At 71.0% G+C, this 15,231-nt stretch carries 14 protein-coding genes and 1 riboswitch; of the genes, 4 read left to right on the top strand and 10 right to left on the bottom strand.

Annotated features, from left to right (window positions below; all coding sequences use genetic code 11):
• Positions 1-72: 72 nt before the first annotated feature.
• A complete protein-coding gene (locus tag OG729_RS27615; RefSeq protein WP_405808525.1) occupies positions 73-1,317 on the bottom strand; it encodes a cytochrome P450 in 1,245 nt (414 codons plus the stop codon).
• 272 nt (positions 1,318-1,589) lie between these two features.
• Here OG729_RS27615 and OG729_RS27620 point away from each other — a divergent pair, with 272 nt between their 5' ends.
• Both OG729_RS27620 and OG729_RS27625 read left to right on the top strand, forming a co-directional pair.
• Positions 1,590-2,759 (top strand): steroid 3-ketoacyl-CoA thiolase, encoded by a 1,170-nt coding sequence (locus tag OG729_RS27620; protein ID WP_405808526.1) that lies wholly within the window; start codon positions 1,590-1,592, stop codon positions 2,757-2,759.
• Between the two features lie 228 nt (positions 2,760-2,987).
• Entirely contained in the window at positions 2,988-4,217 is a 1,230-nt protein-coding gene (locus OG729_RS27625; RefSeq protein ID WP_405808528.1) for an alpha/beta hydrolase family protein, read from the top strand.
• Between the two features lie 82 nt (positions 4,218-4,299).
• On the opposite strand, the gene OG729_RS27630 is transcribed toward OG729_RS27625, so the two are convergent.
• The 9 genes from OG729_RS27630 to OG729_RS27670 all read right to left on the bottom strand — a co-directional run bounded on the left by OG729_RS27630 (position 4,300) and on the right by OG729_RS27670 (position 13,214).
• Positions 4,300-4,722, bottom strand: coding sequence for a transglycosylase SLT domain-containing protein (locus tag OG729_RS27630; protein WP_360874713.1), 423 nt, complete (start codon positions 4,720-4,722; stop codon positions 4,300-4,302).
• 325 nt (positions 4,723-5,047) lie between these two features.
• Positions 5,048-5,869 carry an ECF transporter S component gene (locus OG729_RS27635; protein WP_405808529.1) on the bottom strand — a complete coding sequence of 274 codons (822 nt, stop codon included), beginning with the start codon at positions 5,867-5,869 and terminating at the stop codon, positions 5,048-5,050.
• 62 nt (positions 5,870-5,931) lie between these two features.
• Positions 5,932-7,554, bottom strand: a complete 1,623-nt coding sequence (locus tag OG729_RS27640) for an ABC transporter ATP-binding protein (protein WP_405808531.1) — start codon at positions 7,552-7,554, stop codon at positions 5,932-5,934.
• The gene (locus OG729_RS27645; RefSeq protein WP_360874866.1) at positions 7,551-8,639 is read right to left on the bottom strand and encodes an energy-coupling factor transporter transmembrane protein EcfT; all 1,089 of its coding nucleotides are present in this window, start codon (positions 8,637-8,639) and stop codon (positions 7,551-7,553) included. The genes OG729_RS27640 and OG729_RS27645 overlap by 4 nt, the downstream gene beginning before the upstream one ends.
• Positions 8,640-9,001: 362 nt before the next feature.
• Positions 9,002-9,655, bottom strand: coding sequence for an SCO2322 family protein (locus OG729_RS27650; RefSeq protein ID WP_405808532.1), 654 nt, complete (start codon positions 9,653-9,655; stop codon positions 9,002-9,004).
• Entirely contained in the window at positions 9,655-10,890 is a 1,236-nt protein-coding gene (locus OG729_RS27655) for a prenyltransferase/squalene oxidase repeat-containing protein (protein ID WP_405808534.1), read from the bottom strand. The genes OG729_RS27650 and OG729_RS27655 overlap by 1 nt, the downstream gene beginning before the upstream one ends.
• A gap of 129 nt (positions 10,891-11,019) precedes the next feature.
• A riboswitch (cobalamin riboswitch) is annotated at positions 11,020-11,090 on the bottom strand.
• An 89-nt stretch (positions 11,091-11,179) separates the two neighbouring features.
• On the bottom strand, positions 11,180-12,214 hold the full coding sequence (locus tag OG729_RS27660; protein ID WP_405808535.1) for an MBL fold metallo-hydrolase: 1,035 nt from the start codon (positions 12,212-12,214) through the stop codon (positions 11,180-11,182).
• A 278-nt stretch (positions 12,215-12,492) separates the two neighbouring features.
• The gene (locus OG729_RS27665; RefSeq protein WP_405808537.1) at positions 12,493-12,735 is read right to left on the bottom strand and encodes a hypothetical protein; all 243 of its coding nucleotides are present in this window, start codon (positions 12,733-12,735) and stop codon (positions 12,493-12,495) included.
• 134 nt (positions 12,736-12,869) lie between these two features.
• Positions 12,870-13,214 (bottom strand): LysM peptidoglycan-binding domain-containing protein, encoded by a 345-nt coding sequence (locus tag OG729_RS27670; RefSeq protein WP_360874731.1) that lies wholly within the window; start codon positions 13,212-13,214, stop codon positions 12,870-12,872.
• A gap of 168 nt (positions 13,215-13,382) precedes the next feature.
• On the opposite strand from OG729_RS27670, the gene OG729_RS27675 reads away from it, so the two are divergent.
• Entirely contained in the window at positions 13,383-14,867 is a 1,485-nt protein-coding gene (locus OG729_RS27675; RefSeq protein WP_360874734.1) for an aldehyde dehydrogenase, read from the top strand.
• Positions 14,867-15,100, top strand: coding sequence for a ferredoxin (locus tag OG729_RS27680; RefSeq protein ID WP_360874737.1), 234 nt, complete (start codon positions 14,867-14,869; stop codon positions 15,098-15,100). Before OG729_RS27675 ends, OG729_RS27680 begins: the two co-directional genes overlap by 1 nt.
• Positions 15,101-15,231: the final 131 nt, after the last annotated feature.

Here is a 15,231-nt window from a genome sequence, read left to right on the forward strand (position 1 = left end):
TGAGGTGCGCCAGAGGGAGGCAGGGGCGGGGCGTGGGGGTGAGTTGGCCCCTGCCTCCCACGGCAATGCAGGTCAGCCGTGGCTGACCTGCAGCTCCTTGATGCCGTTCAGCCATGCCGAGCGCAGCCGCCGCGGGTCGCCGACCAGGCGCAGGCCGGGCAGCGCGTCCGCTACCGCGTTGAAGATCAGGTTGATCTCCATCACGGCCAGCGACTTGCCGAGGCAGAAGTGCGGGCCTCCGCCGCCGAAGCCGAGGTGGGGGTTCGGGTCGCGGGTGATGTCGAACTGCTCGGGTGCGTCGAAGACTTCGGGGTCGTTGTTGGCGGAGGAGTAGAAGAGCCCGACCCGGTCGCCCTTCTTGATCTGCTGACCGCCCAGCTCCACGTCCTGGGTCGCCGTGCGCTGGAAGGAGACGACGGGCGTCGCCCAGCGCACGATCTCCTCCGCGGCCGTCGCCGGGCGGTCGCGCTTGAAGAGTTCCCACTGCTCGGGGTGGGTGAGGAAGGCGTGCATGCCGTGGCTGATGGCGTTGCGCGTGGTCTCGTTGCCCGCCACCGCGAGCAGGATCACAAAGAAGCCGAACTCGTCGTTGGAGAGGTTGCCTTCGTCCTCCGCGGCGACCAGTTGGCTGACGATGTCCTTGGCCGGACACTCCTTGCGGGCGGCGGCAAGGTTCATCGAGTACGAGACGATCTCCATCGCCGCCTCGGCGCCGATCTCCTCGGTGATGGCGTACTCGGGGTCGTCGTACGCCGCCATCTTGTTGGACCAGTCGAAGATCTTGGCGCGGTCCTCCTGGGCTACGCCGATGAGTTCGGCGATGGCCTGGAGCGGCAGCTCGACGGCGATATTGGTGACGAAGTCGAAGCTGCCGTCGGCCTTCGCGCCCGCGAGCGCCGTCTCGACGATGGCGTGGGCGCGGTTGCGCAGGGCCTGTTCCAGGGAGCGGATCGCCCGGGGAGTGAAGCCGCGCTGGACGATCTGGCGTACGCGCGTGTGCTCCGGCGGGTCCATGTTCAGCATGATCAGCTTCTGGACCTCGATCTGGTCGCGGCTGATCGACTCGTTGAAGCGGATGACGGCGGTGTTGGTGTTGGAGGAGAACAGTTCGGGGTGTGTGGAGACATGCTTGACGTCGGCGTGCCGGGTGACGACCCAGTAGCCCTCGTCCTGGAAGCCGGAGATCCCGGCCGGCTGTGTGCACCACCAGACCGGGGCGGTCTTCCGCATCTCGGCGAACTCGGGGTGCGGAACGCGGGCTTGGAGCAGATCGGGGTCGGTGAAGTCGAAGCCTTCGGGCAGATGGGGGCAGGGCATCGGCAACTCCAGGTCTGGCGGTGGTGTCGGTGACACGCTTCGTCCGAACGTGCCTGACGACCCATCAGAATTGGCCGAAAGGTAGTAACGAGTTCTACAAGTGGCAAGGGTCGCGGCCGGATTTGTTGCGGGGCATGGGTGCAGTAGGGGCGTGCAAGACCCTTGCGTACCGGGGGTAGCACTCATAAGACTGCTTGGGGAACTAGAACGCGTACTAGTTCTCGCGTGGCGGCGCCGGGACGCCTCCGCGCATGTCAGGAGAGGACGAGCTCATGGCCGCGGAACCCGTCATCGTCGAAGCCGTACGCACCCCCATCGGCAAGCGCTCGGGCGCGCTCGCAAATCTGCACCCCGCCTATCTGCTGGGCGAGACCTACCGAGAACTTCTGGGCCGCACCGGCATGCACGCCGACTGCGTCGAACAGGTGGTGGGGGGCACGGTCACCCACGCCGGCGAACAGTCCATGAACCCCGCGCGCAACGCCTGGCTGGCGATGGGGCTGCCGTACGAGACCGCGGCGACGACGGTGGACTGTCAGTGCGGCTCCTCGCAGCAGGCCAGCCATATGGTCGCGAACATGATCTCGGCCGGTGTCATCGACATCGGCATCAGCTGCGGGGTCGAGGCGATGTCGCGCGTGCCGCTGGGGAGCGGGTCCAAGCACGGGCCCGGCAAACCCTTCCCCGACGAGTGGAACGTGGACCTGCCCAACCAGTTCGAGGCGGCCGAGCGCATCGCGCGCAACCGCGGTCTCACCCGGGAACGGGTCGACTCGCTGGGGCTGTTGTCGCAGGAGCGGGCGGCCGTCGCATGGTCCGAGGAGCGCTTCAAACGCGAGACGTTCGCCGTGCAGGTGCCCACCACGGAGGAGGAGCAGGCCGCCGGTCAGGGCATGTGGCGGCTCGTCGACCGGGACGAGGGGCTGCGGGACACCAGCATGGAGGCGCTGGCCAAGCTGAAGCCGGTCATGCCGACGGCGGTGCACACCGCGGGCAACTCCTCGCAGATCTCGGACGGCGCGGCGGCGATCATGTGGGCCTCGAAGCGGATGGCGCGTGCGCTGAAGCTGAAGCCGCGGGCCCGGATCGTCGCGCAGGCACTGGTCGGGGCGGACCCGCACTACCACCTGGACGGCCCGATCGACGCGACGCGGGCGGTGCTGGGCAAGGCGGGGATGTCGCTGCGGGACATCGACCTGGTGGAGGTCAACGAGGCGTTCGCGTCGGTGGTGTTGAGCTGGGCGCAGGTCTTCGAGCAGAACCTGGACAAGGTCAACGTCAACGGGGGCGGGATCGCGATCGGGCACCCGGTAGGGGCGACGGGGGCGCGGCTGATCACGACGGCGCTGCATGAACTGGAGCGCAGGGACAAGGAGTTCGCGCTGGTGACGATGTGCGCGGGTGGCGCGCTGGCGACGGCGACGATCATTCAGAGGCTGTAGGGGACTGCCGTCCCTCTACGAACCCCAGTCCCCAATCTCCCCCCAGACTTCGTTCGGGGGGACCCCCTAGACGGGCTGCAAACCAGCCGTGCGGCGAGTGAGGACCGGGGTCCGGGGCGAAGTCCCGGGAGGGGGGCTGGGGCGAAGGCCCAGGGGTGGTGGCGGGTGTACCACGGTCCGGGTGTTGCCCGGATGTCCGGCGCAGCCGCGCCTTCCTACCTTCGAGGTATGACCTCAAAGCTGAGCAACCTCGCAGGCGCGACCGCAATCATCCTCACCGCGCTCGCCGCGAGCCCCGCGGCCCCCGCAGCCGTGGCGGAGCCGGTGCACCCCGCAGCCGTCAAGCACACACACGCGCGGGGCACGTTACTGCGGGTCGAGCGCATCGCGTCGCTCGACCGCGCACAGGTCGTCCGCTTCATCGCCGGGCCCGGGCTCGACACCCGTACCGTCCGCCACGGCGTACGCGCCTACCGGCTCACCTACCGCACCGTCACCGCCCATGGGCGTCCCACCGTCGCCACCGGTCTGTTCGTCCTGCCCGACGGCGGGGCGCGACGGCTCGACGTCGTCTCCGACACGCACGGGACCATGGCCCACCGCGACGATGCCCCCTCCGTCGGCAACGGCCTCGGGCGGCTCGCTCCCTATCTGCACGCCTCCGCCGGACGGGCCGTCTCCGCGCCCGACTACCTCGGGCTCGGCAAGGGGCCCGGGCGGCATCCGTACATGGACACCGCGTCCGCCGTGACCGCGAGCGTCGACATGCTGCGGGCCGCCCGCACCGCGAGCCGGCTGCTGGCGCGGCCGCTCACCGGCGATGTGTACGCCACCGGGTTCTCGCAGGGCGGGCAGGTGGCCATGGCCCTCGGGCGGGCCCTGCAGAACGGCGCCGACCGGCACTTCCGGCTACGGGCGCTCGCGCCGGTCTCGGGGCCGTACGACCTCAGGCACGCGGAGGTGCCCGGGCTGTTCGACGGCACCGTCAACAAGACCAGCGGCGTCTTCTACATGGCGTACTTCCTTACGGCGCAGAACCGGCTGCATCCGGTCTACCGGACGCCTGCCGACGCGTTCCGCGCGCCGTACGCAGCCCGGATCGAGGGGCTTTTCGACGGCCGCCACGAGGAGGAGGACATCGTCAAGGCGCTGCCGGGGACGCTGAAGCAGCTGCTCACGCCCGAGTTCCTGCGGCGGGTACGCCATCCGCGGGGCGGGCTGCTCGCGGCCCTGCGCGCGCAGGACGGCAACTGCGCCTGGCGGCCGAAGGCGCCGGTGCGGCTCTACACCGCGGCCGGCGACACCGATGTGCCCATCGCCAACACGCGCAGCTGCGCCCGCGATCTGGCCGCACACGGCACGAAAGCCCCGGTGTTCGACCAGGGAAAGGTCGACCACTTCGGGGCCTTCAAGAACGCAGCGCCCAAGACTGTGGGCTGGTTCAACTCGCTGGGCTGAGCCGGGCTGAGCCGGGCTGAGCCGGGCTGGACCGGGGCGGGCTGAGCTGGGCTGAGCCGGGGCGAGCCGGGCTGGGCCGGGCTCAGTACCAGCCCTGGGACTGCCAGGTGGACCAGGCGCCGCACGGGCTGCCGTAGCGGGAGTTCATGTAGTCCAGGCCCCACTTGATCTGGGTGGCGGGGTTGGTCTTCCAGTCGGAGCCGGCGGAGGCCATCTTGCCGCCCGGCAGTGCCTGAACCAGGCCGTAGGCGCCGGAGGACGGGTTGGACGCGGACACGTCCCAGCCGCTCTCGTGGGACACGATGTTGCTGAAGCACTGGAACTGCGCGTCGTCCTTGATCATCTGCTTGGCGATCGCCTGCGCGGAGCCGGACGGCGCGGCGGTCGTGGCGGCCGTCGCCGGGTTGGCGCCGAGGACCATGGCGGCGGAGCTCACCACGAGGGCGGAGCCGACCACAGCGGTCTTCGGGAGGTTGGCGATGCGGCTGATGAGGGAGCGAGACACAGGCGGTCCTTACGTCGGGAACAGGGCGGTCGCGGGCATGCCGGATTCCCGTACGTACGAGGGAAATCCGGCCGCCCGGAGGGCGCGTTGCGGCTCGGGATGAGCACGCCGCTCCTTGCGACCGGACCATGTTTAGCGAGCCACTCAGCCCCTCGCAACGACCCTTATTACTAGCCGAGCTCGCATATCGGGCAAATCATCCAGAAGGCTTGACGGGCGGCGTCCGCGCAGGTCACGGCGGGGATCGGAGGGGTCCTGAGGGGGCTCAGCGGCCCGCTGAGGTCTCCTACTCCGCTTCGTACCGGACTTTGGCGTGTGGGGCGGCTCACCTCTGAGGGACCCCCTCGGGGGCCTCGAATGTGACCTGCGCCTCGAAGTTGGCGCGACGTGTGGCACGGCGCAGCGCCTTGAGGACGGTGGAGCCGATGGTCAGGGTCAGTACGACGGTCAGGGCGGCGCGGCCCAGGTCCCAGCCGAAGGACGTCGTTGCGCAGTAGGCGAGGAAGCGGACCAGGTTCTCGGGGAGCCGGTCGCCGGGGTGGAAGGAGATCCCGGAGGTCAGCCCGCCGATATAGGTCCAGCCCTGCAGATTCATGACCGTGCCGTACGCGAAGGCCGCGACGGCTCCGTACACGGCGAGCATCAGCACCTCGGCGCGGCCGCGCAGGCGGTCGGGGCCGGGCAGGAGCCCAGCGCCCATCGTGAACCAGCCCATCGACAGCATCTGGAACGGCATCCAGGGGCCCACACCGCCCGTGAGCAGCGCGGACGCGAACATCGTGACCGAGCCGAGTACGAAGCCGAAGCCCGGGCCGAGGACCCGGCCGCTCAGCACCATCAGGAAGAACATCGGCTCCAGGCCGGCGGTGCCCGCGCCCAGCGGCCGCAACGCGGCGCCGACCGCGGCGAGCACCCCCAGCATCGCCACCGCTTTGGCATCCATCCCTGTGTCGGCGATCGTCGCCACGACCACGGCCACCAGGAGGGGCAGCAGCGCGGCGAAGAGCCAGGGGGCGTCGGCGGAGTGGGCGAGCCCGGAGTCGGCGTCGGCGAGCAGTGGCCAGCCGAAGGCGATGAGCCCGATCGCGCTGATCAGGGCGAGGGCGGTGATGGAGCGGGGACCTAGGCGGACGGGGCGTGCTTTCACGGGGGCGCGGGCGGCCTGCTTCGCAACGGGGCGTGTGACCCTCCTCACAAGGTTCGCAGGGTTCACAGGGCTTCCCTGACCTGGGAGACGGTCAGCCACTCCTGAGGGGCCAGGATCTTGGTGACCTGCGGCGCGAAGGCGGGGGACGAGACCACGACCTCGGCGGTCGGGCCGTCCGCGACGACCTCGCCACCTGCCAGGATCACCACGCGGTGGGCGAGCTCGGCGGCCAGCTCCACATCGTGGGTGGCCAGGACGATGGCGTGGCCCTCGGCGGCCAGGTTCTTGAGCACGGCGACGAGCCGGGCCTTGGCCGCGTAGTCCAGGCCACGGGTCGGCTCGTCGAGCAGGAGCAGCGGGGGCCGGCCGGTCAGCACGATGGCCAGCGCGAGCGCGAGCCGCTGCCCCTCGGAGAGGTCGCGGGGGTGCGTTGCGTCCGCGACGCCGGGGAGCAGCTCGCTGACCAGAGCACGGCAGGTGCCGGGGGTGGTTCCGGCGTCGGCGTCGGCGGCCGTGCACTCGGCCGCCACCGTGTCCGCGTACAGCAGATCACGCGGTTCCTGCGGGACGAGGCCGACCTGGCGGACGAGCTCGCGGGGGTGGGTGCGGTGGGGCGTGCGACCGCCGACTTCGACGGTGCCGGAGGTGGGCTCGACGGTGCCGACGAGGGTGGCGAGGAGGGTGGACTTTCCGGCGCCGTTGCGGCCCATGAGGGCGATGATCCGGCCCGGGGAGACGGTGAGGTCGACACGGCGGAGGGCTTCGATGCGGGCGCGGCGGACGGTGAGGCGGGTGGCGGTGGCGGGTGCGCCGGTGCGGCTGGAGGGGGTCTTCTCCCCGCCCGGCCCCCGGGGCGGGGCGGGGGAACAACCCTCCAGGCGGGCCCGCAGCGCACCCGCCCCGCGCCGCGCGTCCCGCACCGACAGCGGCAGCGGGTCCCACCCCGCCAGTCGGCCCAGCGCCACCACCGGCGGGTGCACCGGCGAGACCGCCATGATCTCGGCGGGCGCGCCCATCCGCGGCGCCGCACCCGGGGACGGCAGCAGGATGACCTGGTCCGCGTACTGCACCACCCGCTCCAGGCGGTGCTCGGCCATCAGGACCGTCGTACCCAGGTCGTGGACCAGCCGTTGCAGCACCGCCAGGACCTCCTCGGCCGCCGCCGGGTCCAGCGCCGACGTCGGTTCGTCCAGGACCAGGACCTTCGGGTGCGGCGTGAGCACCGAGCCGATCGCGACGCGCTGCTGCTGTCCGCCGGAGAGCGTGGCGATGGGCCGGTCGCGCAGCTCCGCCAGGCCCAGCAGGTCCAGCGTCTCCTCGACCCGGCGGCGCATCACCTTGGGGGCGAGGCCGAGCGACTCCATGCCGTACGCCAGCTCGTCCTCGACCGTGTCGGTGACGAAGTGGGCGAGCGGGTCCTGGCCCACCGTGCCGACGAGATCGGCGAGTTCGCGGGGCTTGTGGGTGCGGGTGTCGCGGCCGTCGACGGTGACCCGGCCCCGGAGGGTGCCACCCGTGAAGTGCGGTACGAGGCCGCAGACGGCGCCGAGCAGGGTCGACTTGCCGACGCCGGAGGGGCCTACGAGCAGCACCAACTCACCCTCGGGGACGGTGAGATCCACATTCTGCAGGGTCGGCGCGGCGGCGTCGCCGTACGTCACCGAGACGTTCTCGAAGCGGATCACGAGGACTCCTTCGGGAGGGGTGCGACGAAGGCGGGGAGCAGGCCGATCAGGATGCTCGCGGCGGGCCACAGCGGCAGCGTGGGCGCGGTCAGCGGTACGACGCCGGGGTGCAGCGCGTCCGGATCGTACGAGCCCGCCAGGATCAGCAGCGCGGCGACGGCCGCGCCGGAGCCCGCGACCAGCCAGGCCCTGGGGCCCCAGCGGTCGGGGCGGTAGCGGGTGCGGACAGACCGTCGCCCGCCGAGCCGGAGCCCCGCGAGCGCGGCGAGCAGTCCGGTGACGAGGAGGGGCAGTCCGTACGATGCGCCCGCGGCGGCCAGCAGTCCGTACGACCCTGCGCATACGCCGAGGAGCCCGCCGAGGGTGAGGACGGTCGTGGTGTGCCGGACGGCGGGCGGCACCTGTGCGGTCCGCCCGTATCCGCGGGCGTCCATCGACGCGGCGACGGCGACCGACCGCTCCAGCGCGCCCTCCAGGACGGGCAGTCCGATCTGCACGATGGCCCTGATGCCGCCGGTGGGGCGGCCGCGCAGGCGGCGGGCGGTGCGCAGGCGCACCACGTCGGCGACCATGTTCGGCGCGAAGGTCATGGCGACGACGACGGCGACGCCGACTTCGTACAGGGCACCGGGGAGCGACTTGAGGAGGCGTGCGGGGTTGGCAAGGGCGTTGGCGGCGCCGACGCAGATGAGGAGCGTGGCGAGCTTGGCGCCGTCGTACAGCGCGAAGACGAGCTGTTCGGCAAAGACCCGGCCGCCGATGCGGATGCCCTTTGCCCAGTGGGGGAGGGGGACTTCGGGGAGGGTGAGGAGGGTGTGCGTACCGGGGATGGGCGACCCGAGGACGACGGAGAAGAGCACACGGATCCCGATGACGACGAGGCCGAGCTTGACGAAGGCTCCATAGGACCGGGCCCAGGGGGCGTCGGTGCGGCGGGCGGCGACGACGTATCCGGCGACGCCGACGACGAGGCCGAGGAGGAGGGGGTTGGTGGTCCGGGAAGCGGCTACGGCGAGACCGAGCGCCCAGAGCCACCAGGCGCCGGGGTGAAGGGCGTTGCTGCGACTGGCCTCGGGCGTCCGCAGCCGCGCCCAGCGGGAGTGGCGGGGCGGGCCGCCACCGTCCCGGCACGGGGTGCGGGCCTGCGCTGTGCACCCGGTGTTGCGGTTTGCGGCGGTTCGCCCGCGAAGCCACCCACCGGAGAGCAACCACCAACGCCCACTGGCCCAGGTCGACCACGACCGCGGTACCGGCCCCGTCGGGCTCGACTCCTCAGGGTCGGCGGCGTACGGGCGGTTGCTTTGATCACCGGGTCCTGCCGCCGATCCCCTGCGGGGACGACCCTGCACGGCCCCTCCCCACCGGGACGCGATGTGCCCGGCCTCGTCGGGGTTCGCCCCCGAAGCCAGCCTTGGGGCAGCGACCAGCAACGCCCCTTTGCCCACGGTCACGACGTACCCGGGTACTTACGGCGGCGGGACTTCCACACCGCCGCGCCCCCAAGCGCGAGAATCACCGCGATGCCCGCCACGATGCCCAGCGACGGGCCGCCCTCCTCGGCGTCCGAGGCGGCCGGGGCCGACTGCTTCTGCTCGGGCGCCGAGACCTGGTCGCCGCAGCCCGACTTCGGGTAGCCCGCGATCGCGCACAGCAGTGCCTGGCTGTTGTACCTCAGCGGCTTCGCCACCGACGCCAGTGCCTCCGCGCTCGTCGCGTCCTTCCGGACCCGCGCGCACGCCACCCGCAGGGCCGGTGGCGCGTCGCCCGACGGCGCGTCCGCCCGGGTGCCGGAGTCGATGAGCAGCGCGATGCGCTTCGTGTCCGCCTTGGGGGGCGTCCCGCCGCAGATCGCCTTGAAGTCCGGGGTCCTGCGCGGCTGCGCCGAGTCCGCGCTGTCCTCGCTCACCGAGAAGCGGAAGCCGTTCACCGAGCCGTCCGTGGGCCTCGCGGTCGCCGGGCCCTCGGTGGCGTAGGTCCACGTGCCGCCGCTGCTCAGCCAGAACGACCAGTAGCGGTACCCCGCGGCCTGCGCCGGTCCCGCGCCCAGCAGCGCCGGCGCGGCGCCGAGCGCGAGAACCAGGGCGAGGATTCGCGTACGCATCACGGCTGCTGCTGGTTCTTCCGGCGGCCGCTGAACAGAAAGCCCGCACCCACACTCGCGACGAAGAACGCGCCGACGATCCACCAGACCCCGACGCCGGAGTCCGAGTCCGAAGAGTCCTTCTTCTCGGACTCCGACGTGTCGGCCGCGGGCTTCTCCGGCGCCGGACCCGTCGCGTTCAGGCCCGCCACCAGGTCCGTACCCCCGAAGCTCTTCGGGTCCGCCCCGGCCGCGTGCGCCGCGAGGATCAGCTGCGCGTACGCCGCCGGGCCCGACTCCTTCGCCCATGCCGCGGAGTTCTTCTCCAGCCACTCCAGCGGCTTTCTGGCCTGGTCGCCCAGGCCCTGCGCGGTCAGCGCGACGACTGCGTCCGCCGTGTTCCCGAAGTCCGGCTTCGGCGTCGGGTCGGCCGCGCCCGCCATCGGCGGGGTGTCGAGGTGTCCCGTCTTGGCGAGCGCGGTCGCGAGGTACACGGCGCCGTTGTGCGCCGCGCCCTCGACCGTCGTCGACTTCTCGCAGACCGTCCCCTTCGCGTCCTTCGCACCGGCGGTCACGACCAGCCCCTTGCCGTGCGCGCCGAGCACCGCCGCCGCCGTGGAGTCGGCCACGATCCCCGGCTGCTTCGGCTGATAGACGAACGCCCCGCCGTCCTTCCCGCCGCACGGCTTCGCGAACGTCAGCAGCGCGTCGTACGGCGTCTTGCCACCCTTCGACTTCACCTCGTCCGGCTTCTCGCCCGCCGCCGCGAGCGCGCCGATCACGATCGACGTGGAGTTCGCGTCGCTCGCCCCGCCCGGGTTGTAGCCCCAGCCGCCGTCCGCGTTCTGCACGGACTCCAGCCATCCGACCGACTTCTTCACGGCGGCGCCCTGCCCGCCGAGTGCGGCCAGTGCCTGCACCGCGACCGCGGTGGCGTTCGAGTCGAGCGGCAGCTTGGCGTCGCACGGCTTGGTCGCATCCGCCCGGTACGAGGGGAACGCCCCGCTGTCGCACTGCTGCCCGGTCAGCCAGTCCACCGCCTTCACCGCGGGCTTCAGGCCGGCCGTGTCCTGCGCGAGCAGCGCCAGCGACTGCCGCCAGACGCCGTCGTAGGCCGGGTCGCCCGTGCCGTACAGGCCCGAGGGCGCTGCGGCAGAAGGCGTGGGCGACGGTGCGGCGGCCGCGGCCGAGGTGATGGCCATGCCGAGTACGGCTGATGCGGCGAGCGCTGCGGCGCTGCGGCGGACGATGCTCATGGCGGGCTTGGCCTCTCCTGCGGGAGCCGGGCACAGGCACGCAAAGGCACCATGGCTCCGGCCCGTATACCTCGACGGTGCCGGCCACCGGCGGTTCCGGTGGCACGAGCCGTTCACGACCGCGTACGAGGCATTCCGACTCACCGCCTGAGACGGCGGCTCACGGTTGCGGGTCAGTGCCGGATTTGCACCGGCTTCCCCCCGTACGGGCATGATGACGACGCGCTCACTCTACCGGCGGGTTACTTATGCCCGTCAGGGCGCCTGCCTGAGCCAAGGTGGGAGCGAGTCAGAGGGCCACGTATGTGGTGGGGGTGCCCGCCAGCATCTCCGCCCGCCCCAGCTTCACCAGCCTGCGCAGATGTGCCTCCGCCTCCGAGACCGCGATGTTCCGTGATCCGTACGGAATCTGCTCCCAGGGCCGGTTCCACTCCATCCGCTCGGCGACCTGCCAGGTGGTGAGCGGCTCCGCCAGCAGGGCGAGCAGTCCGGAGAGGCGCTCTTCGTGGTGGGCGAGCAACTCCCGTACCCGGGAGGCCGCGTCGGGGAAGGCGTACTGGTGGGCGGGCAGTACCTCGGCCGGGGCGAGGCGGCCGACGCGCTCCAGTGAGTCGAGGTAGTCGCCGAGGGGGTCGGTGACGGTCGCGTCGTCGGGGTCCTCGTACAGGCCGATGTGCGGGGTGATCTCGGGCAGCAGATGGTCGCCGGAGAAGAGCCGGCCGTTGCCCGGCCGCTTCGCCGGGTGGGCCTCCTCCAGATGAAGGCACACATGACCGGGGGTGTGCCCGGGCGTCCAGATCGCGCGCAGCCGCCGCCCGGCCAGGTCGAGCAGCTCGCCCGGCACGATCTCGCGATCGGGCAGGGCGGCGCGCAGCCCCGGCAGCGTGCGCATCCGCCCCGAGGCGCGGGCCTCGCGCAACGGCGCGGTGTGCTCGTCGGGCGCGCCCGCGCGCGTCAGCTTGTCCGTCAAGTAGTCGAGCCAGCGGCCGGGTTCGGCCTCGCGGGTACGGCGTACCACCGCGCTGTCGGCGGCGTGCATCGCGATCCACGCACCGGAGGCGTCCCGGACCTGCCCGGAGAGGCCGTGGTGGTCGGGGTGGTGGTGGGTGATGACCACGCCGTGGATCTCGGCGACGCGAACGCCGAGGGAGTCGAGACCGGCGGTGAGGGTGTCCCAGGAGGAGGGGTCGTCCCAGCCGGTGTCGATGAGGACGGGGCCGCGGTCGGTGTCGAGCAGGTGGACGAGGGTGTGACCGAGGGGGTTGTCCGGGATGGGCACCTCGATGGACCAGACGCCCCCGCGGTGGTCGATCACCTGCGTCATGAGGCCCCTCATCATCTCTTCGGCGGCACGGCCATTGCCCACTATAACTAGAACTGGTTCCAATGGTCGCCCAAGTCGACTGTCTTCCGTGGGGAGTTGGCTGAGCTGCGGTGAACCCGCCGCCCGCACCTGATCGACGCATGCCTCATACGGGCCGGCCGGTAGTGGCAGGGCTGAATCTCGTGTGGCCGGGCAGTCACCCGCTCGGGTGACTGCCCGGCCACACGGCTGCCCAAGCCGGGCTGCGCAGCTTCTGCGGTCTGGCTCTCAGTGATGGGTCACGGGAGTCCTATGGCTTCGTCAGGGTTGACCTCGAAGTACTCGTTGACGGAGATGCCGACGGTCGCAGGATCGATGAGATTGCGCACATCGTCGACCGACGGTGCCTCCCACCGGCAGTGGGCCGGCGACCCGTCCGCCGCGGGCAGTACCTGGTGGACCGTCAGGCCGGCCGGAAGGTTTTCGGCCGTTTCTTTGGTAAGTGGGAAGAACGTCCCTGGATCTTCAACGGTGTGAGTCACTCCAACGAGCGTGGCTCCTCATCCCTTCTCGGCCCCGGCCGGCGGGGACGGGGCTTCCCAGTGCCTGCCGGTCGGCGTCGCCGTGGGACGGGTGAGTCTCAACCGGCTGGGCGCGGCAGATCTCTGACGGGGTCTCAGACCGACGCAGGCTGCGATTTCGCCACGATGAGTTGTTGCCCGATGTTGATCCGGTCCGGGTTGGCGATCTTGTTCCACTTGACCAGCTGCTCGACCGTCGTCCCGAACTTCGCGGCGATGGCCGTCAGTGTGTCGCCCTTCCTGACCGTGTAGCGGAGCGCTTGAGGTGAGTCAGACTGCGAGACGGTCAGCCGTTGCCCCGTCTTGATCACGTCGGGGTTGGGGATGCCGTTCCACTTGACCAGCTGCTCGACGGTTGTGCCGAACTTGGCGGCGATGCCGGTGAGGGTGTCACCGGACCTCACGGTGTAGAACATCACGTTTGTCACATGAGTTGTCATATGTCCCACGGTAGCCGGGGCCCGCCCAAATCGCTCGTGGAGAGCCAGTTCAACGGGAAACCACTGGTCACAGGCTCTTTCGTTCCTGCCGTGGACTACTCGAACTAGAACTGATATCAGTTCTGAAACAGTGTCAGACAATGCCGGGGCCCGCGGGAGGCAGCAGCCATGACGGAGCTTGTGGAACAGGGAAAGCTGTTCATCGGCGGGGAGTTGACCGACCCCCTCGGCGACCAAACGATCGAGGTCGTCTCGCCCCATACCGAGCACGTCATCGGCCGCGTCCCGCACGCCTCCCGCGCCGACGTCGACCGGGCGGTGGCCGTCGCTCGCAAGGCATTCGACGAGGGGCCCTGGCCACGTGCGACGCTCGATGAGCGGATTGCCGTGGTGAGCCGGATCAAGGACGCCATCGCCGTACGGCACGAGGAGATCGCCCGCTCCGTCAGCTCGCAGAACGGCTCTCCCTACTCCTGGAGCGTCCTCGCGCAGGCGCTCGGCGCGATGATGGTGTGGGACGCGGCCATCACGGTCGCGCGGGACTTCGTGCACGAGGAGCGGCGGGCCGGAGTGCTCGGGCCGATTCTCGTGCGACGGGAGCCGGTCGGGGTTGTCGCGGCCGTGGTGCCGTGGAACGTCCCGCAGTTCACGGCCGCCGCCAAGCTCGGGCCCGCGCTGCTTGCGGGCTGCACCGTGGTGCTCAAGCCCTCGCCCGAGTCGCCCCTCGACTCGTACATCCTCGGCGACATGGCCAAGGAGGCCGGGCTGCCCGAGGGCGTCCTGTCCATCCTGCCCGCGGACCGTGAGGTCAGCGAGTATCTCGTCGGGCACCCCGGGATCGACAAGGTGTCCTTCACCGGATCCGTCGGCGCGGGCAAGCGGGTCATGGAAGTCGCCTCGCGCAATCTCACCCGCGTCACCCTTGAACTCGGCGGCAAGTCGGCGGCGGTGATCCTGCCGGACGCGGATCTTCAGTCGGCCGTCGCCGGGATCGTGCCCGCGGCCTGGATGAACAACGGGCAGGCGTGCGTGGCCCAGACCCGTATCCTCGCGCCGCGCAGCCGCTACGACGAGTTCGCCGAGGCGTTCGCGGCCGCGGCCTCCGCGCTGGTGGTGGGCGACCCGCTGGATGCGGCGACGCAGGTCGGCCCGCTGGTCGCCCGGCGTCAGCAGCAGCGCTCCCTCGACTACATAAGGATCGGCCAGGAAGAAGGCGCCAAGATCCTTACGGGCGGCGGGCGTCCGGCCGGGCTCGACCAGGGCTGGTACGTCGAGCCGACGCTCTTCGGCGGGGTCGACAACTCCATGCGCATCGCCCGCGAGGAGATCTTCGGGCCGGTGATCTGCCTGCTGCCGTACGGGGACGAGAGCGAGGCGGCGAAGATCGCGAACGACTCCGACTACGGGCTCAGCGGCAGCGTCTGGACGGCGGACGTCGAGCGCGGCATCGACTTCGCGCGGCGGATCAGGACGGGGACGTACAACGTCAACACCTTCAGTCTCGACATGCTCGGACCGTTCGGCGGCTACAAGAGCTCCGGTCTGGGGCGCGAGTTCGGGCCCGAAGGATACGGCGAGTACCTGGAGCACAAGATGATCCATCTCCCCTCCACGTATACATCCGCCGCTGACGCGGCGGCCGGGGAGAACTGATGGGGGACCGCTGGCACGTCGAGGTCGACCGGAGCGTCTGCATCGGCTCCGGCCTGTGCGTGGGCAACGCACCGGAAGGCTTCACGCTGGACTCGGCGCGGCAGTCGCACCCGCGGGCCGCCGACATCGACGCGAACGAGCGGATTCTGGCGGCCGCGGAGAGCTGCCCGGTGGAGGCGATCGCGATCGCGCTGCTGGAGAGCGGCGAACCGGTCTTCCCGCCGGAGGACTGAGAGCCGGTCCTTCGAACGGCTGGGAACAGAGGTTGACTCGTGCGTATCGCACGGTGACCTCGTGACAGGCGCGACTGTCCGGGCCCTTTGGCGAGTGGAAATCTTGAGGCCACGTCGCCCGAGGGGGAAGT

The organism is Streptomyces sp. NBC_00210, assembly GCF_045160975.1.
GTDB lineage: Bacteria > Actinomycetota > Actinomycetes > Streptomycetales > Streptomycetaceae > Streptomyces.